Below are 18,936 nucleotides of genomic sequence, written 5' to 3'. Positions count from 1 at the left end.
TGGTTAGCCGCCAAGCTGCAGGGTGCCCATGGCCATTTGGCGATCAGAGCGGCTGTACCCAGTTGCATCAGTCACACAGGTCCTCTGTGGGAGCTGTCGAGCTTTAGCGAGGCTGCGATGACGTCGGCACAGTCGACATTGATGGTGTCTGACCCACCGCTATCGCGGCCTCGCTAAAGCTCGACGGCTCCCACATTTGGTCTTGGTTAGCCGCCGAACTGCTGGGTGCCCATGGCCGATTTGGCGATCAGGGCGCCGGTACCCAGTTGCATCAGTCACACAGGCCCCCTGTGGGAGCTGTCGAGCTTTAGCGAGGCTGCGATGACGTCGGCACAGTCGACATTGATGGTGCCTGACCCACCGCAATCGCGGCCTCGCTGAAGCTCGACGGCTCCCACATTTGGTCTTTGTCAGCCGCCAAATTGCAGGGGGGCCGTGGCCAATTTGGCGATCAGGGCGCCGGTACCCAGTTGCATCAGTCACACAGGCCACCTGTGGGAGCTGTCGAGCTTTAGCGAGGCTGCGATGACGTCGGCACAGTCGACATTGATGGTGCCTGACCCACCGCTATCGCGGCCTCGCTAAAGCTCGACGGTTCCCACATTTGGTTTTGGTCAGATGCCAATTGCAGGGTGCCCATGGCCGATTTGGCGATCAGGGCGCCGGTACCCAGTTGCATCAGTCACACAGGCCCCCTGTGGGAGCTATCGAGCTTCAGCGAGGCTGCGATGACGTCGGCACAGTCGACATTGATGGTGCCTGATCCACCGCTATCGCGGCCTCGCTAAAGCTCGACGGCTCCCACATTTGATCTTTGTCAGCCGCCGAACTGCAGGGGGCCTGCTTGCACCAGACAAAAGGCCAAACCGATTGCTGGAGGAGCGTTCAAGAGGTGGGGTGAGGTTGATGTGTTCTCGACTACGCTGATGGCTAGTGGCCTTAGGCCGTTTGCCAGTAGGGAAGGGAAACCATGCTTAAGCCTCCAGGCTCGAAAGTCGTTGAGTCGCCGACAAAGGACCGTTTTTTTCAACGCCTCATATTCTGGGTGCCGCTGGCGTTCACATCGGTCCTGGTGTTTGGAGGGTTGAGTGAAGGTTTTCTCAATCTGAGGTGGGCCAATGCCTTGGTGGGTGGGCTCGCAGAAGCGCTGCCGTCGATAGAGAAATGGGCGCAACGCTCGTACTTCCCGCCGGTGACCAAACTGATCTTTTCACTGGCTTGGCTGTTCAGCGTTTTCTATGGGGTGCTGATTGCGCGCTGGGGGCCTTATCGAAGGGCCTTCCTGCGTTCACTGGTCAATCGACGGCGCCATATGGCGGTCTTGCCGGTGGCGACCATGATTGGCGTCGGAATGTCCTGTTTAACTGTGGCTTTCCCGGAAGAGCCCGATTGCACCCGCAAATGCCTTTATGAGTCCCCGCTGATTCAGGTGCTCTATTCGTCAGCAGGGTCGGCTTTTTTGGGTTACGGCCTGGCGATGTTGTACTGGTGGCTGCGTCACTTCTCCAGGATTCACTTCGACAGGCCCGCGGGCAACTAGTTAGCCGCCGAACTGGAAGGTGCCCATGGCCAGCTTGGCCATCAGGGCGCCGGCGCCCAGTTGCACCAGCCATAAGGCCAAACCACCGAGGAATACGCCGAGCGCGATTTGCAGCACCAGGCTTTTCTGGCGCTTGGCGGGGGGTGGGCGCGGGGTGAAGTGGTCCAGTTCGTCGCGGTCGGCACGCAGGTCCAGGTCGTCGTTTCTCATAGGATACTCAAGGGGAAGGGACTGTCTTGCTGTCAGTCTAGGGGCAGCGGACTGAAAGCAGCGAATTTTTAGGGGCTGAACACCCGCTCTTGAAGGCAAACCACCCACCCTGTGGCGAGGGAGCTTGCTCCCGCTGGGATGCGCAGCAGCCCCAATTCAGGCACCGCATTCATTCATAAAGTTCACGGTGGCAGGTTTTGGGGCCGCTTCGCATCCCAGCGGGAGCAAGCTCCCTCGCCACAGGGGGCGCGGTTTTCAGAATGAAAAAGGGGAAGCCACCGGCTTCCCCTTTTTTGCATCACAACAGGCTTACAGCACCTGAACGATGGCCTTGGTCACGGCATCGATGTTCTTCTGGTTCAACGCCGCCACACAGATACGACCGGTATCCAGCGCGTAGATACCAAACTCGCTACGCAGGCGTGTCACTTGTTCAACGCTCAGGCCGGAGTAGGAGAACATCCCGCGCTGGCGACCGACGAAGCTGAAGTCGTGGCCCGGAGCAGCCTTGGCCAGGTCAGCCACCATCTGCTCGCGCATGCCGCGAATGCGCAGGCGCATTTCCGCCAGTTCCGCTTCCCACTGGGCACGCAGCTCAGGGTTGTTCAGCACCGCTGCCACGATCGCCGCGCCGTGGGTCGGCGGGTTGGAGTAGTTGGTGCGGATCACACGCTTGACCTGGGACAGGATGCGCGCGCTTTCTTCCTTGGAGTCGGTGACGATGGACAGGGCGCCCACGCGCTCGCCGTACAGCGAGAACGACTTGGAGAACGAGCTGGACACAAAGAAAGTCAGGCCCGACTCGGCGAACAGGCGCACCGCAGCGGCGTCTTCGTCGATGCCGTCGCCAAAGCCCTGGTAGGCCATGTCGAGGAACGGCACGAGTTTTTTCGCCTTGACCACGTCCAGCACTTGTTGCCAGTCGGCCGGGCTCAGGTCGACGCCGGTCGGGTTGTGGCAGCAGGCGTGCAGCACGACGATGGACTGTGGCGGCAGGGCGTTGAGGTCTTCCAGCAGGCCGGCGCGGTTTACGTCGTGGGTGGCGGCGTCGTAGTAACGATAGGTTTGCACCGGGAAGCCGGCTTTTTCGAACAGCGCCTGGTGGTTTTCCCAGCTCGGGTCGCTGATGGCGACGACGGCGTTGGGCAGCAGTTGCTTGAGGAAGTCAGCGCCGATTTTCAGGGCGCCGGTGCCGCCGACCGCTTGGGCGGTGATGACGCGGCCGGAGCTGATCAGCGGCGATTGCGCGCCGAACAGCAGCTTTTGCACGGCCTGGTCGTAGGCGACAATACCGTCGATCGGCAAGTAGCCACGGGCGGCGTGTTGCGCCACGCGAATGGCTTCCGCTTCGGCAACGGCACGCAAGAGTGGAATCTTCCCCTCCTCGTTGCAGTAAACGCCCACGCCAAGGTTCACCTTGGTGGTTCGGGTATCGGCGTTGAATGCTTCGTTGAGGCCCAGGATTGGATCGCGTGGTGCCATTTCGACAGCGGAGAACAGGCTCATTTTTGCGGCAGCTCTATAGAGAGTGGAGGGACGTGTCGCGCTCCAGCCGAATGCACTAGAGCGGTGCACAAACGGGGAGCTAGTATAGAGGCCATCACTGCTCACGGCGACAGCCGAAACGGCTTTTCGGCCAAGTTTTTCGGTTTATTTACCGACCGTTAGTCTTATTGCAACATGGGTGACCAACGGCATGTAGGACGATTGCCTTGAAACCCGTCACATTCGCCTCCACTTCTACAGCTATCATGGTTTTTTCCTGCAACCTGCGCCGAACAGTCGCGGGTCGCGGTCTTTTTCGTCCCCGTTGCTGTTTCCGGCCCCGGGGTGACTCAAGAGGTACGTTATGTCGGATTTCCAGCTAGTCACCCGCTTCGAGCCCGCCGGCGATCAACCGGAAGCCATCCGCCTGATGGTCGAAGGCATTGAGGCCGGCCTCGCGCACCAGACCTTGCTCGGGGTGACCGGCTCCGGCAAGACTTTCAGCATCGCCAACGTGATCGCCCAGGTGAACCGCCCGACCCTGGTGCTGGCGCCGAACAAGACCCTGGCCGCGCAGTTGTATGGCGAGTTCAAGGCGTTCTTCCCGAACAATGCGGTGGAGTACTTCGTTTCCTACTACGACTACTACCAGCCGGAAGCCTACGTACCGTCGTCCGACACCTTTATCGAGAAAGACGCCTCGATCAACGACCACATCGAGCAGATGCGACTGTCGGCGACCAAGGCGCTGCTGGAACGTAAAGACGCGATCATCGTCACCACGGTGTCGTGCATCTACGGCCTGGGCAGCCCGGAAACCTATTTGAAGATGGTGCTGCACGTCGACCGCGGCGACAAACTCGACCAGCGCGAACTGTTGCGTCGCCTGACGAGCCTGCAATACACCCGCAACGACATAGACTTCGCCCGGGCGAGCTTCCGCGTGCGCGGCGATGTGATCGACATCTACCCGGCGGAATCCGACCTGGAAGCGATCCGCATCGAGCTGTTCGACGATGAAGTCGAGAGCCTGTCGGCCTTCGACCCGTTGACCGGCGAAGTGATCCGCAAGCTGCCGCGCTTCACCTTCTACCCGAAAAGCCACTACGTGACCCCGCGCGAAACCCTGATGGGCGCCATCGAGGGCATCAAGGCTGAGCTGGTGGAGCGCCTGGAATACCTGCGTTCCAACAACAAGCTGGTGGAAGCCCAGCGCCTGGAACAGCGCACCCGCTTCGACCTGGAGATGATCCTCGAGCTGGGCTACTGCAACGGCATCGAAAACTACTCGCGCTACCTTTCGGGCCGCGAGTCCGGGCAGGCGCCACCTACCTTGTTCGATTACCTGCCGGACGATGCCTTGCTGGTGATCGACGAGTCCCACGTCAGCGTGCCGCAGGTGGGCGCGATGTACAAAGGTGACCGTTCCCGTAAAGAGACCCTGGTGGAATACGGCTTCCGCCTGCCATCGGCGCTGGATAACCGGCCGATGCGTTTTGACGAGTTCGAAGGCATCAGCCCGCAGACGATTTTTGTCTCGGCCACGCCGGGTAACTACGAGGCCGAACATGCCGGGCGGGTAGTTGAGCAACTGGTGCGCCCGACCGGCCTGGTGGACCCGCAAATCGAAATCCGCCCGGCGCTGACCCAGGTGGATGACTTGCTCTCGGAAATCACCAAGCGCGTGGCCCTGGAGGAGCGGGTGCTGGTCACCACGCTGACCAAGCGCATGTCCGAAGACTTGACCGATTACCTGGCCGACCACGGCGTGCGCGTGCGTTATTTGCACTCGGACATCGACACCGTGGAGCGCGTGGAAATCATCCGCGACCTGCGCCTGGGCGCCTTTGATGTGCTGGTGGGGATCAACCTGCTGCGTGAAGGCCTGGATATGCCGGAAGTGTCCCTGGTGGCGATTCTGGATGCGGACAAGGAAGGCTTCCTGCGGTCTGAGCGTTCGTTGATCCAGACCATTGGCCGGGCGGCGCGCAACCTGAATGGCCGGGCGATTCTGTATGCGGACCGGATCACCGGTTCCATGGAACGGGCGATTGGCGAGACCGAGCGTCGTCGCGACAAGCAGATTGCCTACAACCTGGAACATGGCATCACGCCGAAGGGTGTGTTCAAGGACGTCGCCGACATCATGGAAGGCGCAACGGTGCCGGGCTCGCGCAGCAAGAAGCGCAAGGGCATGGCCAAGGCTGCGGAGGAGAATGCCAAGTACGAAGCGGAATTGCGTTCGCCGAGCGAGATCACCAAGCGTATTCGCCAGCTGGAAGAGAAGATGTACCAGTTGGCGCGGGATCTGGAGTTTGAAGCGGCGGCGCAGATGCGCGATGAGATCGGCAAGTTGCGGGAGCGGTTACTGGCGGTCTGATGATCGTTCCCACGCTCTGCGTGGGAAAGCAGCCCGGGACGCTCTGCGTCCCAAGAGCGGACGCGGAGCGTCCAGTGAGGCATTCCCACGCAGAGCGTGGGAACGATCTTCAAGCTCTTTGTGGCGAGGGAGCTTGCTCCCGCTGGGCTGCGAAGCGGCCCCAAAATTCTGGGAGCGCTCCGCACTCCAGCGGGAGCAAGCTCCCTCGCCACAACAAGCTCCCTCGCCACAGGTTATTTCAGTGGGCTTCCCCAGCCTTAAGCCCCGCCGGCAACGCCTTGGTCAACAAGATCGCCACCATACTGATCCCCAGCGCCAACCCTACAAAATGGAACGCATCGTTATAGGCCATGATCTGCGCCTGCTGATGCGCTATCTCACTCAACTTGCCCAACGCCGCCGTCTCACTGCCAAACGTCTCCGTCAGCCTGGCCATGCGCTCTGCCACCTGTGGATTGGTCGGCACAATCGCCTCACGCAGGTAATCAAAGTAGGTCTTGGTGCGTGCATCCAGCAGCGTCGCCAGCAACGCAATCCCGATCGCCCCGCCCAGGTTTCGCAAAATATTGAACAGGCTCGACGCCGACCCCGCGTCCTTCTGCATGATGTATGCCGTGGCAATCAACGAAATTGTCACCATGATCAACGGCTGCCCCAACGCACGGATGATCTGGATGCGGTTGAACTGGTCGCCGGCAAAGTCCGGGTTCAGCACCCCCGATGAAAAACTCGCCAACCCGAACAGCCCGAACCCCAGCGTACATAGCCACTTGGGCGACACGTACTTCATCAGCTTGGGCACCAGCGGAATCAAAAACAGCTGCGGAACCCCCATCCACATGATCACTTCGCCGATTTGCAGGGCGTTGTAGTTCTGGATCTGCGCCAGGTACAGCGGCAGCAGATAAATCGAGCCATACAACCCCACGCCCATCCCCAGGCTCGAAATACTCGATAGCCCGAAATTGCGATTGCCGAGGATCCGCAGGTTGATCAGCGGGTTGGGCTTGGACATCTGCACGATCACAAAGGTGATCAAGCTCAACAGGGCGACGGTGCCCAGGCTGACAATCAGGCTGGATTCCAGCCAATCCTTGCGATGGCCTTCTTCCAGAAACACCTGCAAACACCCAAGGCCTACGGCCATGGTAAGGATGCCGAGATAGTCGGTGCTTTTGAGCAAGTCCCAGTTGGAGTCCTTTTTCTCCAGGCCGTACAGCAGCCCGGCGATCATGATCAGGCCCGGTGGGATGTTGATGTAGAAGATGTATTCCCAACCCCAGTTTTCCGTGAGCCAGCCGCCAATGGTCGGGCCGATGGACGGGGCGAAGGTGGCGGTCATGGCGAACATGGCCATGCCTTTGGCGCGGTGATGTTCGGGCAGCTTGATCAGCGTGAGGGTGAACGCCAGGGGGATCAGCGCGCCGCCGGTAAAGCCCTGCAGCGCGCGGAATACGATCATGCTTTCCAGGCTCCAGGCCATGGAGCACATCAGCGAGGCGATCAGGAACCCGCCCGAGACCCACACCGCCAGCCGACGCGCCGACAGCAGCTGCACCAGCCAGGCGGTGAGGGGGATCATGATGATTTCGGCCACAAGGTAGGAGGTGGAAATCCACGAACCTTCTTCCAGGGTGGCCGACAGCGCGCCCTGGATGTCCTTGAGGGACGAGTTGGTGATCTGGATGTCGAGCACTGCCATGAAGGCGCCGAGCATCACGCTCATGACCGCGATCCAGTCGCGCCGGCTCGGTTCGCCTACCGGCGGCAGCAGTTGATCACCGGCCATCGTGCGGGTCTTGGATGTTCACTTTGACCGTCACCGACATGCCCGGGCGGATTTTGCCCTGCAGCGGGTTGTCGGTGGCGAAGGTCAGTTTGACCGGAATCCGTTGTACGACTTTGGTGAAGTTGCCCGTGGCATTGTCCGGCGGCAGCAGGCTGAATTGCGCACCGGAAGCGCCGAACAGGTTGGCCACGCGGCCTTCGATTGGAGTATCGCTGTAGGCGTCGAATGTCAGCTCGGCTTTTTGCCCAGGCTGCATATGGCCGATCTGGGTTTCCTTGAAGTTGGCCTGCACCCAGATGTCCTGGTCCGGGACGATCGACAGCAGGTAGGCGCCGGCCTGTACGTATTGACCGTTGCGCGCGGCACGCTGGCCGATCAGGCCGCTGATGGGCGCGTGGATTTCGCTGCGGGTCAGGTTCAGTTCGGCCTGGGCCAGGTCAGTCCTGGCGTTGGCGATCATCGCGTCGAGGCGCTTGATCTCGGCGTTCAGGGCGTTGACCTGCTGGCGCTGGCCCTGCAGGTCGGCCTGGGCCATGGTCACCTGGGAGCGGGCGATGTGGTTGTCGGCGTCGAGGGTGGTGACCCGTTCTTCGGAGACATAGCCGGGTTTGCGCAGGGTTTGTGCGCGGTTCAGGTCGATCTGCGAGCGGCCGAGGGTGGCCTGGCTGGACGAGACCTTGGCTGCACCGGCGGCGATCAGGCTGGCTTGCTGGGTCAGTTTGCTCTGGGCCTGCACGCGCTCGGCTTCGCGCATGGCCAGGGCGGCGTTGGCGCGGTCGACGGCGAGGTGGAAGTCGTCGCCTTCGAGCTTGACCAGCAGTTGGCCTTTTTCCACGTGCTCGTTGTCGCCCACCAGCACCTCGACGATGCGCGCACCCAGTTGGCTGGAGACCCGGGTGATCTCGCCCTGGACGTAGGCGTTGTCGGTGCTTTCATAAAAACGGCCCTTGAAGAACCACTGGGCGAAAAAGCCCGCGGCGATCAGGACCACGATAAACAGGAAGATAAACAGGCGGCGTTTGAGCGGGGCAGGCATGGCAATAATGTCGTCGACAAAAGGTAATGGAATATAGCCAGCGAACGGTCTGGCAAATAGCCATGTCGAGACTTGAGACCGGAGCTTGTCTCATATGCCCTTTGTTCGCCTCCCCACGCTGGAGCCCAAGGGCTTGGGGCTGTTACCATTCGCCCCTTGTTTCATTTTCAGTTTTATCGCCAATTCGAGACCCGCCATGACCACCGTCCGCACGCGCATCGCGCCATCGCCTACTGGGGATCCCCACGTAGGTACTGCTTACATCGCCTTGTTCAACTACTGCTTTGCCAAGCAGCATGGCGGTGAATTCATCCTGCGGATCGAAGACACCGATCAACTGCGCTCCACGCGCGAGTCGGAACAGCAGATTTTCGATGCCCTGCGCTGGTTGGGCATTACCTGGGCTGAAGGCCCGGACGTCGGCGGCCCCCACGGCCCGTATCGCCAGAGCGAGCGCAGCGACATCTACAAGCAGTACACCCAGCAACTGGTTGACATGGGCCATGCCTTCCCGTGCTTCTGCACCGCCGAAGAGCTGGACCAGATGCGCGCCGAGCAACAGGCCCGTGGCGAAACCCCGCGTTATGACGGCCGCGCACTGCTGCTGTCGAAGGAAGAAGTGGCCCGGCGCCTGGCCGCCGGCGAGCCGCACGTTATCCGCATGAAGGTGCCGAGCGAAGGCGTGTGCGTGGTGCCGGACATGCTGCGCGGTGACGTCGAGATCCCGTGGGACCGCATGGACATGCAAGTGCTGATGAAGACCGACGGCCTGCCGACGTACTTCCTGGCCAACGTGGTGGACGACCACCTGATGGGCATCACCCACGTACTGCGTGGCGAAGAGTGGCTGCCATCGGCGCCGAAACTGATCCTGCTGTACGAGTACTTCGGCTGGGAACAACCGCAGCTATGCTACATGCCGCTGCTGCGTAATCCGGACAAGAGCAAGCTGTCCAAGCGCAAGAACCCGACCTCGGTGACTTTCTACGAGCGCATGGGCTTCATGCCCGAAGCGATGCTCAACTACCTGGGCCGCATGGGCTGGTCGATGCCGGACGAGCGCGAGAAGTTCTCGTTGCAGGAAATGGTCGATCACTTCGACCTGTCTCGTGTGTCCCTGGGTGGGCCGATCTTCGACATCGAGAAGCTGTCGTGGCTCAACGGCCAGTGGCTGCGTGACCTGCCGGTGGAAGAGTTCGCCAGCCGCGTGCAGCAGTGGGCGTTGAACCCCGAGTACATGATGAAGATCGCGCCGCTGGTGCAGGGCAGGGTGGAGACCTTCAGCCAGGTCGCACCGTTGGCGAGTTTCTTCTTTGCCGGTGGCGTGAACCCGGACGTGAAGCTGTTTGAGTCGAAGAAACTCTCGGGTGACCAGGTTCGCCAGTTGATGCAGTTGATCCTGTGGAAGCTCGAAAGCCTGCGCCAGTGGGAGAAGGATGCGATTACCGCGACTATCCAGGCGGTGGTTGAATCCCTGGAACTGAAATTGCGCGATGCGATGCCGCTGATGTTTGCCGCGATCACCGGGCAGGCGAGTTCGGTGTCGGTGCTCGATGCGATGGAAATTCTGGGCCCGGACCTGACTCGCTTCCGTCTGCGCCAAGCCCTTGATTTGCTTGGTGGTGTGTCGAAGAAAGAAAACAAGGAATGGGAAAAGCTGCTGGGCGCTATCGCTTAAGCACGCCGTTGTAACGGCCAAACCCCGGTTTTCCGGGGTTTGCTCGGTAAGTGATTGTTATCTCGGCAAAAAATTTTGAAAATTGTTGAAAATAAATTTGACACGTTTCGAATACGCCATTAAGATTCGCCCCGTCCTCACCGACGAGGGGCTATAGCTCAGCTGGGAGAGCGCTTGCATGGCATGCAAGAGGTCAACGGTTCGATCCCGTTTAGCTCCACCAATTTACAGGTTCAAGGTCTGGCCACACCGTCCTTGAATTCGATCAGTCCTCAGCGCTGATCAGTTGTACAGAAGGTTTGTGTCCCCTTCGTCTAGTGGCCTAGGACACCGCCCTTTCACGGCGGTAACAGGGGTTCGAGTCCCCTAGGGGACGCCACGATTACCCGCTCTGCGGGATTTTTAAGGGTCATTCAATTATTGAATGGCCCTTTTGTTTGTCTGGCGTTTAGCCAATCCTCTTTCCTTTTTCCCTGAGTGTTCTTCTGACCAATGGTCATGCCTGTGGCTTGCGAAATATTATTATGGTAATAATATTCGAGGCATGAGATTCGGAGGCAACGATGAACGATAAAAAAGCGCAAACCCGCGAACGCATTCTGCAAGCGGCCGGCGCCGCCCTGGTACAACGCGGCCCGGCCGAGCCGAGTGTGGGCGAAGTCATGGGCGCGGCGGGGCTTACCGTCGGCGGTTTCTACGCGCACTTTGAAAGCAAGGACGCACTGATGCTGGAGGCCTTCACCGAGTTGCTGGCCCGGCGTCGCGCCGCCGTCGATGACATGGACTCCTCGCTGACCGGTGAAGAGCGTCGCGCGCTGGTCGCAGCGTTCTACCTGTCGCGTAAACACCGTGACTCCACCAGCCAGGCGTGCCCGATCCCGTCCACCGTGGGCGAGATGAGCCGCCTGCCGGACGAATTTCGCCAGGCCTTGAACGAACACTGCGAACTGATGGCAGCACAGCTGGCCGCCAGCCCGGAAGACACCGACAAGGCCCTGGCCGACATGGCGCTGATGATCGGCGGCTTGTCGCTGGCCCGCGCCCTGGGCCCGGGTGAGTTATCGGATCGTGTGTTGCGTGCGGCCAAGTCCGCAGTGCGTTAAGAACGGCTTCTGGCCTGAGGGATGAGCGATGGGCACGTTGAAATGGATTCGTGGCGTCAATGGCACCTTGGGCCGGCTGGCGCCGCAAACGGTGGCCAGCAAGATGCGTCGGGTGTTCATGACGCCTCGCGATTTGCCGCCCCGTGACTGGGAGCTGCCGCTGCTGGCGCAGTCCGAGCGCATCACTTTGCGTTTCGGCCTGTCGGCGCTGAAGTGGGGCCAGGGCCCTGCGGTGCTGTTGATGCACGGCTGGGAAGGGCGCCCAACGCAATTCGCCAGCCTGATCAGCGCATTGGTGGAGGCGGGTTATTCGGTGGTTGCGCTGGATGGTCCGGCTCACGGGCGTTCGCCGGGGCGCGAAGCCCATGTGCTGCTGTTTGCCCGTGCCATGCTGGAAGCGGCTGCCGAACTGCCACCGCTGCATGCGGTTGTCGGTCACTCCATGGGTGGGGCCAGCGCGATGTTGGCGGTGCAGTTGGGCTTGCGCACCAAGGCGTTGGTCAGTATCGCCGCACCCTCGCGGTTTCTCGACGTACTGCGCGGCTTTGCCGGCATGGTCGGTTTGCCGGCGCGAGCGCGTTCGGCGTTTATCCAGGAGGTCGAGCTGACGATGGGCATGCCTCTCAAGCACCTCGATGTCGCCCACTATCAAATGAATATCCCGGGCCTGATCGTGCATGCCGAAGACGATACCTTCGTCTCGGTCAAGGCTTGCCAGGTCATCCATGACGCCTGGTTCGACAGCCGCCTGCTGCGCCTGGAGCAGGGCGGGCACCAGAAAGTGCTGGCGGATCCGCGTGTGATCGAAGGCGTGCTGGCGCTGCTGGCCGGCCGCCACGTGCCGGAGCGCCAAACCGCCTGAGCCATGGGTTACACTGCTCGCCGCCGACATTAATCGACCGGGAGCACCCCATGGGCTGGGATTTGGCAGCGCCGTTTATCATCGATCTGCAGGTCGGTGCCGACGACATCGACGGTCTGGGGCACGCCAACAACGCCGTTTACGTGTCCTGGCTCGAACGCTGCGCCTGGCGCCATTCCCAGCGCCTGGGGCTGGACCTTAGCGAGTACCGCAGGCTGGATCGCGCGATGGCCGTGGTGCGTCATGAGATCGATTACCTCGCCGCCGGTTACGAAGGCGATGAGCTGCAGTTGGCGACCTGGATCGTCGACTGGGACCAGCGCCTGAAAATGACCCGACGCTTCCAGCTGGTACGCCCGCGTGATGGCGCTACCTTGCTGCGAGCGCAAACCACCTTTGTCTGCATCGAACTGTCCAGCGGCAAGCCCAAGCGCATGCCGTCGGAATTTCTTGAGGGTTATGGCCCTGCGCTGCAAGGCGAATTACCTGCCAGCGTCTGAAACCAGTAAACTGCGCCACGTTTTTCGTTGAGTGTTTTCCATGCAAATTGCTTTGGCGCCCATGGAGGGGTTGGTCGACAACATCCTGCGGGACGTGCTGACCCGGGTCGGTGGTATTGATTGGTGCGTGACCGAGTTCATCCGGGTCAACGACCGCCTGCTGACGCCTGCCTATTTCCACAAACTCGCCCCTGAGTTGCTGCACGGTGCCAAGACCGCTGCCGGCGTGCCGCTGCGTGTGCAGTTACTCGGTTCAGACCCGGTGTGTTTGGCGGAAAACGCCGCCCTGGCGTGTGAGCTGGGCTCTCAGGTGGTTGACCTCAACTTCGGTTGCCCGGCCAAGACCGTGAACAAGTCCCGTGGCGGTGCGGTGCTGCTCAAGGAGCCGGAGCTGCTTAACCAGATCGTCGAACACGTACGGCGTGCGGTGCCGGCACATATTCCCGTCACGGCCAAGATGCGCCTGGGCTTCGACAGCCCCGACGGTGCCCTGGTGTGCGCCACGGCCCTGGCCGAAGGCGGCGCAGCGCATATCGTGGTGCATGCCCGCACCAAGGCTGACGGCTACAAACCTCCGGCGCACTGGGAGTGGATCCCGCGTGTGCAAGAGGTGGTCAAGGTGCCAGTGTTCGCCAACGGTGATATCTGGAGCGTTGAAGACTGGCGGCGGTGTCGCGAAATCAGTGGTGTCGAAGACATCATGCTCGGTCGCGGCCTGGTGGCTCGTCCCGACCTGGCCCGGCAGATTGCTGCCGCGCGGGCCGGGGAAGAGGTGGTCGAGATGACTTGGGCGCAGATGCAACCCATGCTCCAGGAATTCTGGCGGCAATCCGTTGAGCAATTGACCGAGCGCCAGGCGCCGGGACGCTTGAAGCAATGGCTGGCGATGCTGACCCGCAACTATCCCGAAGCAGTTGAACTATTTACGCTGATGCGGCGGGAAACCGACCTGGAGCAGGTAGGACGATTGTTAGGGGTGCCTGATTCGGTTGCGCTGCAAAATTGAGTACATATATATAAGCGTTTCAATTCAGTAGGAAAGGGTGCCGTGGGCGCCCTTTTTTTTGCTTGAAATAAGGCCACGGATCGTTAACAGCGAGTGTTTGTGGGCACGTGACTAGAGCTTTTTGATTGCTTTATATATGTGAGCAAGTTTCTTGTTTGCTACAGAGTCTTGCGGTGTCAGCGGCGCATATTTTTAAGTTTTTTTAGTTGGAGTATGAGGGGCGCGCGCAATAACACAGATATGAATGACTGGCGTGGGTGAGTGATTTCATCAATTTGCCTTAACGGCTGACTGTTGCCTGATATATCCATTTTGCCCACGGCGACCACCGGGTAAGCATGATGTTTTACGGAAAGTCCATAGGATAAAGTCTCTATTTTCATTTGATTTCCTTATGTGAAGGCCGATTTTCGGAACCCGATGCTCGCAACACCCACGAAAGTAGGGAGTGTGCAGCACTCGGGTTTGTTTCCAGTCCAGAACCTGGACGGTCTGTTTGCAGACCGCTGAAGGAGTTTTGGCAATCACTGAATAAGGATTTGTTTATGTCTAATTTGTCGGTCAATAATTTCCCTCGCTTGACTAATGACTTCAATCAGCAGAATGCAGACCTGCCAAAGTCTGTCGACAAGAGCGCCGGCGAAATCCGGGCGAATACGCCCGGCACAGTATTGAAAAACAATCCCGCCGTGGTGACGGATGGAACCGTCACCTTCAACAAGGATGCACTCGAGAAGTTGTTCGAGTTGTTTGAATATGCATTCAAGGCCATACGGAACATGCTGTCCGGGCAGGGCGGGATGCCCAAGTTGGTACCCGATGCTGGCCCGCTGCCTAAACCCGAAAAGAGTAGCGATACTCCGGTGAAGGATAAGGCGGACAGTAAATCGAATGTGCCGGACACTGCGACCAAGGACAAGGCGGGGACTGACTCGCAAGTGCCGAACACTGTAGCCAAGGACAAAGCCGAGACCAACTCGCCGGTATTGAACACTGCACTCAAGGACAAGTCCGGGCCCAACCCTGAGGTGTCGGTACAGAAAGACAAGCCAGCAAACAATCCAGCGGTCCCGAGTTCCGAGGTTAAGGTAACGCCTAAACCCCTGCCAGAGCCCCGCAGGCCAGACCCCGCATCGGGCAAGGACGTGCAGCCGAACGCCCGGAGCAGTTCCGACGTGAACGTCACGGTCCAAGTGATGAACTGCCATTGTCCTCACCCGGATGCAACGAAGCCGGTCCCGCCTAAGCCCGATGCACCGGTCCCGCCGAAGGCCGACGTGCCGGTTCCGCCGAAGCCAGATGCACCGGTCCCGCCGAAGCCGGACGTGCCGGTCCCGCCGAAGCCAGACGTGCCAGTTCCGCCGAAGCCCGATGCACCGGTCCCGCCGAAGCCAGACGTGCCGGTCCCGCCGAAGCCCGATGCACCGGTCCCGCCGAAGCCGGATGTGCCGGTTCCGCCTAAGCCCGATGCACCGGTTCCGCCGAAGGCCGACGTGCCGGTTCCGCCGAAGCCCGATGCACCGGTCCCGCCGAAGCCAGACGTGCCGGTTCCGCCGAAGCCCGATGCACCGGTTCCGCCGAAGGCAGACGTGCCAGTCCCACCGAAGCCCGATGCACCGGTCCCGCCGAAGCCAGACGCTCCGGTCCCACCGAAGCCGGATGCGCCTAAACCAGATGCTCCGAAGCCGGATAAGCCGGAGCCGGACATCACTTCGCCAGGGCCGTCTGAGGATTTCTTTGAGTTCGAAACCAGCGGCAGGCGTCGAGCGTTCGACAACGACTGGCGGTTTAATCCCGGCCGCCGGATAAGCAGGTAAGTCGGCCACTTCCTCAGTTTTTTTCAACAAGGCGCTCCCGATAAAAAACGTCGGGGGGCCCTTGATGAAGGATGGTTATATGTCTTGTTCAGAAATCAATAATGCGGGCGCGGTCAGAAACTATTATCAACATTCGCAAACCGGCAACACACCAGGACGATCGGTTCCCGTGCAGCCGGTATTCGTTAATAACCAGGTCCTCTCATCGTTCGGTAATAACGATCAAAGTACCGTTGGGAACACAGCCAGCGACACCCCGCTGTTAGCAAAGCTCCTCGAACTGTTCACCCAGTTTTTTACACAGTTGCAAGGCCTGCTGGCGGGCAAGGAACTGGCGAATACAGTGGCGACCAAGGTAACGCCTGCGCCCCCGCCGGCAGTGCTGCCCAAGCCGGATGCACCCCTGCCGGATCCAACACCGCAGCCGCTTCCTGATCTGTCCGATAAGCGCAACGGCGCCAAGCCGGCAAATATATGGAACGGTTTTCGCCAGGGCCCTGATGGTAATTGCGTGACCATTTCGGCGATCAAGGCGGCGATGGCGAAGTTCGGTCAAAGCCCGACCGATATCTTCAAGTCTGTTCAAGCCAAGGGTGATGGCTATCACATTGTCATGCGTGACGGGTACGCGCTGGATTTGAGCAAGGATGAATTGGCCCAAGCCAGGCGTGGCTCGAAGTTTGTCCCGATGCGCGATCCCGGCATGCTCAAGGATGCGCACTTTCTATTTGCCGTCAGCGCCAAGCGAGCGATGCTGGAAAACAATGACGGGACTGCAGGCAGGAGCTTTCAATCCGCGATAAACAGCCTCAACGACGGTGAGGACGAAACGGGGCCCGGGGAAGGCTTCAAGCGTCTGGGCTTGCGCCAGCATATGAAAGAAGTTCCGGTCAGTGCGTTTGCTGATAAATCATTGATCGGTATGGTCAACAGGAGCAGGCACTCTGTAGCAGTGGTTGATGGGTGTGAGGAGATGTATGGGACTAAAGCGGGAAGACCGCGGTTTGGACGGGCTATTGCATTGGTTGGCTAACGGGCCGTCCATAAAACAATAAGAAGATGATCGTTGCTGCGCAACACGTTAAATCTATAACTAGATCTTGTTGAACTTATTATCTGACTGAGTGCAGTTCATGGCGTGCAGAAAATACTGTATGCCGTGTTCATGCACTTTCTTTTTATGCCTGAGCGCAGTGCACAAGTGGCAGCGTTACCACGGGCTGTTGTGTGTTCGCCCTTTAAAGGAGTGCTCCATGATTACGATGAATACGGGTTATGCAATGAGTACGGCGGTCCATCATCCGGCGCGTGTATACGGGGGCGAAAATAAATCCGTCGACAGTGTAAGTACTTTGAATTCTACCGAGCGACAGTTCGGTGAGCATTTTGATACGAGCAGCCATTCTGCTGTTATCCAGATGATGATATCGACCTTCGGTCCTGCGCGCGCTGATCTATTTGATGAAGTAAAGCGCGTTGGCTCGGGGTATGACGTTACGCTGAAAGACGGTTATAAGTTGCATGTTGCCGATCATGAAGTGCATGGCACTGTCTCAGCGTCGAGATTTGTCGGTGGTGATGCCAGTACAGTGGAAAACGCGAATTTCGCATTGGCTGTCTTCGTCAAGCGCAAACAATTGTCCAGTTCCGACAGCCGTATCAGCAGCAGCTTTAACGCGGCCTTGACCACGTCCTTACAGGGTGAGACTGCATCGAACCTGCTCAAGGGCATGGGCATGGGCCGTTTTATGCAGCAGATCCCTTCGGAGCAACTCGTCGGCAAGAACTCCGTCGGCGTCATGGAGGCGCATAACTTCGGTGCCGCGTTGATTCGGGATGGGGTGGCGCATCGGTTTGACCGTCAATATCGCCCCGACCGTCCCTACGTCTACGTGCTGGACAAGGAGGGGCAAACGGCTAAGCCGGTCAAGCGGGATGTGCCGGTTGCTCCGGTCGATGTTCCCCACGTCGATACGCCGTCCACCCGGCGTGGCCGCAAGCCCGTTGACATTCTCAGCGGATTTAACGCGGCCGAGCGAGGATTCGGTGAGGTTGTTGATGGCAGCAGCCATGCCTGCGTCATAAAAATGATGATGATGAGGTTTGGTCCAGACGCCACGGATATGTTCGAGAAAGTCACCCCGGCGGGAGACGGTTATGACATCACGATGAAGGACGGTTTCGAACTGCATTTTTCCCGGCAAGAGTTGCAGCAAGCGACCACGGCCTCGCGTTTCGCTGGGAACAACCCCGACGCGGTGAAGCAGGCCAACTTCATGCTGGCGGCGTACACGAAACGCAAGCAGATGACCCGCGGTGACCAGGACCCTGGGGCATCGTTTGAAAAGGTTTTATCGAACACGCTCAAAGGCGATACGGAATACCGCGTGTTGAAGGGCTTGGGCATGACTGGCTTCTTGCGCATCGTGCCACCCGCCAAGATGCAGGAGCAGGGCGCGGTGGGGGTGGTCAGTACTTTTGGCTATTCGAGTGCCTTGGTACTGGATGGCCTGCAGCACAGCAATGGTGACAAGCCATCTATCGTCAAATCTTATGGCTACATGCTCGCCGAGGAGGTACCGGACGGAGTGCCCGTTGGTTCAAGCTCGCGGCCCCCGCCTATTTCCAATGTACCGGTCGGGGTCAGGCCTGGGGATATCTGGAGTGGATTCTATCAAGGTGTCGAGGGGAACTGTGTCACGGTATCGGCGATCAAGGCGGCGATGATGAAGTATGGGCAAAGTCCCCGGGGCATCTATAAAAACATCACCGAGACCCGCGACGGTTACACCGTGACGATGCGCGATTCCAGCAAGGTCAGCTTGACCCATGCCGAACTGAAAACAGCCCGGGAACACTCGAATTTCAAAGGCACCGACGCCGGCCTGCTCAAGGATGCGAATTTCCTGTACGCCGTCAGCGCCAAGCGGGCGCAAATGGAGAACCACGAGTTTCGTGCCGGCGAGAGCTTTGAAGCGGCGATGAGCACGCTCAATGATGGCGAGACCCCTGGTGATGCACTGCGGCGTCTGGGTTTGTTCGCCTTTACCCGAAGCAGCAGCGTCCAGGCGCTGGCAGATGGTGCAACCGGCACGTTGGCGAACTTCATGCATTCTGTTGTCGTCGTTGATGGGGCTTTTGATGATTACGGGTATAAACACCCACTGAAATCATCAAGCTGGATGGATGAAGAGGGCACGGCGCTAACGCTGGTTTAGGTTTAAAGGTGCAGAGTTTGAGAAACACAGGCCACGAGATCTCGTGGTCTTTTTTCTGCGCGCAGAAAAGACAAGTCCGATGGTAGCCGGCTGCATATGCCTTGCAATCTGTGTCCGCATAGGTAGTTGGCCTCGGCTACTCTCATCGACTCTGGAACCTCCTGCTCATGGATGAAATTCAACAGCATTGGCTGTATGCCCTGTCTGCTCCCATGGTGTCCATCAACCCTGGCGCCGGTTATCTCGAGGCGCCGCCCAGCAGCGCCGGGGAGTGCTTTGCATCCTGCATGGTAGGTGTGCCCGAAAATGGAA

15 protein-coding genes and 2 tRNA genes are annotated in these 18,936 nt (G+C 59.5%); 12 read left to right on the top strand and 5 right to left on the bottom strand.

Translation table 11 applies throughout. The annotated features are described in order from the left end of the window. Nucleotides 1-970: 970 nt before the first annotated feature. Nucleotides 971-1,540, top strand: a complete 570-nt coding sequence (locus HX839_RS30345; RefSeq protein WP_177068153.1) for a hypothetical protein — start codon at nt 971-973, stop codon at nt 1,538-1,540. Here HX839_RS30345 and HX839_RS30340 read toward each other — a convergent pair whose 3' ends face one another. Next, nucleotides 1,541-1,750, bottom strand: a complete 210-nt coding sequence (locus tag HX839_RS30340; protein ID WP_134326069.1) for a hypothetical protein — start codon at nt 1,748-1,750, stop codon at nt 1,541-1,543. It lies immediately after the preceding gene. A gap of 309 nt (nt 1,751-2,059) precedes the next feature. After that, nucleotides 2,060-3,256 (bottom strand): amino acid aminotransferase, encoded by a 1,197-nt coding sequence (locus tag HX839_RS30335; protein ID WP_177048027.1) that lies wholly within the window; start codon nt 3,254-3,256, stop codon nt 2,060-2,062. A gap of 343 nt (nt 3,257-3,599) precedes the next feature. Between HX839_RS30335 and uvrB the strand changes: the two genes are divergently transcribed. Further along, nucleotides 3,600-5,615: an excinuclease ABC subunit UvrB gene (gene uvrB, locus HX839_RS30330; protein WP_003214470.1), complete on the top strand. Its 2,016-nt coding sequence runs from the start codon at nt 3,600-3,602 to the stop codon at nt 5,613-5,615. Between the two features lie 238 nt (nt 5,616-5,853). On the opposite strand, the gene HX839_RS30325 is transcribed toward uvrB, so the two are convergent. Together HX839_RS30325 and HX839_RS30320 are read right to left on the bottom strand one after the other, a co-directional pair. Beyond that, nucleotides 5,854-7,404, bottom strand: coding sequence for an MDR family MFS transporter (locus HX839_RS30325; protein WP_102368517.1), 1,551 nt, complete (start codon nt 7,402-7,404; stop codon nt 5,854-5,856). Then, nucleotides 7,394-8,440, bottom strand: coding sequence for an HlyD family secretion protein (locus HX839_RS30320; protein WP_102368518.1), 1,047 nt, complete (start codon nt 8,438-8,440; stop codon nt 7,394-7,396). Before HX839_RS30320 ends, HX839_RS30325 begins: the two co-directional genes overlap by 11 nt. A gap of 196 nt (nt 8,441-8,636) precedes the next feature. Here HX839_RS30320 and gltX point away from each other — a divergent pair, with 196 nt between their 5' ends. The 7 genes from gltX to HX839_RS30285 all read left to right on the top strand — a co-directional run bounded on the left by gltX (nt 8,637) and on the right by HX839_RS30285 (nt 13,589). Then, on the top strand, nt 8,637-10,118 hold the full coding sequence (gltX, locus tag HX839_RS30315; RefSeq protein WP_102368519.1) for a glutamate--tRNA ligase: 1,482 nt from the start codon (nt 8,637-8,639) through the stop codon (nt 10,116-10,118). Between the two features lie 147 nt (nt 10,119-10,265). After that, a tRNA-Ala gene (locus tag HX839_RS30310) sits at nt 10,266-10,341 on the top strand. A gap of 80 nt (nt 10,342-10,421) precedes the next feature. Then, nucleotides 10,422-10,497: transfer RNA gene (locus tag HX839_RS30305), tRNA-Glu, on the top strand. A gap of 184 nt (nt 10,498-10,681) precedes the next feature. Further along, a complete protein-coding gene (locus tag HX839_RS30300; protein ID WP_003214462.1) occupies nt 10,682-11,221 on the top strand; it encodes a TetR/AcrR family transcriptional regulator in 540 nt (179 codons plus the stop codon). 28 nt (nt 11,222-11,249) lie between these two features. Continuing rightward, a complete protein-coding gene (locus tag HX839_RS30295; RefSeq protein ID WP_003214459.1) occupies nt 11,250-12,083 on the top strand; it encodes an alpha/beta hydrolase in 834 nt (277 codons plus the stop codon). 50 nt (nt 12,084-12,133) lie between these two features. Continuing rightward, complete coding sequence (locus tag HX839_RS30290) at nt 12,134-12,583, top strand: thioesterase family protein (RefSeq protein WP_177068152.1); 450 nt, start codon at nt 12,134-12,136, stop codon at nt 12,581-12,583. A gap of 40 nt (nt 12,584-12,623) precedes the next feature. Beyond that, the gene (locus HX839_RS30285; protein ID WP_003214454.1) at nt 12,624-13,589 is read left to right on the top strand and encodes a tRNA-dihydrouridine synthase; all 966 of its coding nucleotides are present in this window, start codon (nt 12,624-12,626) and stop codon (nt 13,587-13,589) included. 176 nt (nt 13,590-13,765) lie between these two features. Here the strand turns inward: HX839_RS30285 and HX839_RS30280 are convergent, their stop codons facing one another. Then, nucleotides 13,766-13,972 (bottom strand): hypothetical protein, encoded by a 207-nt coding sequence (locus HX839_RS30280; protein WP_023659019.1) that lies wholly within the window; start codon nt 13,970-13,972, stop codon nt 13,766-13,768. A 162-nt stretch (nt 13,973-14,134) separates the two neighbouring features. On the opposite strand from HX839_RS30280, the gene HX839_RS30275 reads away from it, so the two are divergent. The 3 genes from HX839_RS30275 to HX839_RS30265 all read left to right on the top strand — a co-directional run bounded on the left by HX839_RS30275 (nt 14,135) and on the right by HX839_RS30265 (nt 18,624). Next, nucleotides 14,135-15,406 carry an adhesin gene (locus HX839_RS30275; protein WP_177068151.1) on the top strand — a complete coding sequence of 424 codons (1,272 nt, stop codon included), beginning with the start codon at nt 14,135-14,137 and terminating at the stop codon, nt 15,404-15,406. Between the two features lie 64 nt (nt 15,407-15,470). Further along, entirely contained in the window at nt 15,471-16,439 is a 969-nt protein-coding gene (locus HX839_RS30270) for a hypothetical protein (RefSeq protein WP_256344218.1), read from the top strand. A gap of 220 nt (nt 16,440-16,659) precedes the next feature. Beyond that, on the top strand, nt 16,660-18,624 hold the full coding sequence (locus tag HX839_RS30265) for a hypothetical protein (protein WP_177068150.1): 1,965 nt from the start codon (nt 16,660-16,662) through the stop codon (nt 18,622-18,624). Nucleotides 18,625-18,936 lie beyond the last annotated feature (312 nt).

The sequence above is a fragment of the Pseudomonas sp. I8001 genome (assembly GCF_013385345.1).
Classification (GTDB): domain Bacteria; phylum Pseudomonadota; class Gammaproteobacteria; order Pseudomonadales; family Pseudomonadaceae; genus Aquipseudomonas.
This window is presented reverse-complemented; position numbering and strand designations above follow the sequence as displayed.

Coding starts and splice junctions, on each gene's coding strand:
- HX839_RS30345 (WP_177068153.1), top strand. CDS start 971: ATGCTTAAGCCTCCAGGCTCGAAAGTCGTTGAGTCGCCGACAAAGGAC.
- HX839_RS30340 (WP_134326069.1), bottom strand. CDS start 1,750: ATGAGAAACGACGACCTGGACCTGCGTGCCGACCGCGACGAACTGGAC.
- HX839_RS30335 (WP_177048027.1), bottom strand. CDS start 3,256: ATGAGCCTGTTCTCCGCTGTCGAAATGGCACCACGCGATCCAATCCTG.
- uvrB (WP_003214470.1), top strand. CDS start 3,600: ATGTCGGATTTCCAGCTAGTCACCCGCTTCGAGCCCGCCGGCGATCAA.
- HX839_RS30325 (WP_102368517.1), bottom strand. CDS start 7,404: ATGGCCGGTGATCAACTGCTGCCGCCGGTAGGCGAACCGAGCCGGCGC.
- HX839_RS30320 (WP_102368518.1), bottom strand. CDS start 8,440: ATGCCTGCCCCGCTCAAACGCCGCCTGTTTATCTTCCTGTTTATCGTG.
- gltX (WP_102368519.1), top strand. CDS start 8,637: ATGACCACCGTCCGCACGCGCATCGCGCCATCGCCTACTGGGGATCCC.
- HX839_RS30300 (WP_003214462.1), top strand. CDS start 10,682: ATGAACGATAAAAAAGCGCAAACCCGCGAACGCATTCTGCAAGCGGCC.
- HX839_RS30295 (WP_003214459.1), top strand. CDS start 11,250: ATGGGCACGTTGAAATGGATTCGTGGCGTCAATGGCACCTTGGGCCGG.
- HX839_RS30290 (WP_177068152.1), top strand. CDS start 12,134: ATGGGCTGGGATTTGGCAGCGCCGTTTATCATCGATCTGCAGGTCGGT.
- HX839_RS30285 (WP_003214454.1), top strand. CDS start 12,624: ATGCAAATTGCTTTGGCGCCCATGGAGGGGTTGGTCGACAACATCCTG.
- HX839_RS30280 (WP_023659019.1), bottom strand. CDS start 13,972: ATGAAAATAGAGACTTTATCCTATGGACTTTCCGTAAAACATCATGCT.
- HX839_RS30275 (WP_177068151.1), top strand. CDS start 14,135: ATGTCTAATTTGTCGGTCAATAATTTCCCTCGCTTGACTAATGACTTC.
- HX839_RS30270 (WP_256344218.1), top strand. CDS start 15,471: ATGAAGGATGGTTATATGTCTTGTTCAGAAATCAATAATGCGGGCGCG.
- HX839_RS30265 (WP_177068150.1), top strand. CDS start 16,660: ATGATTACGATGAATACGGGTTATGCAATGAGTACGGCGGTCCATCAT.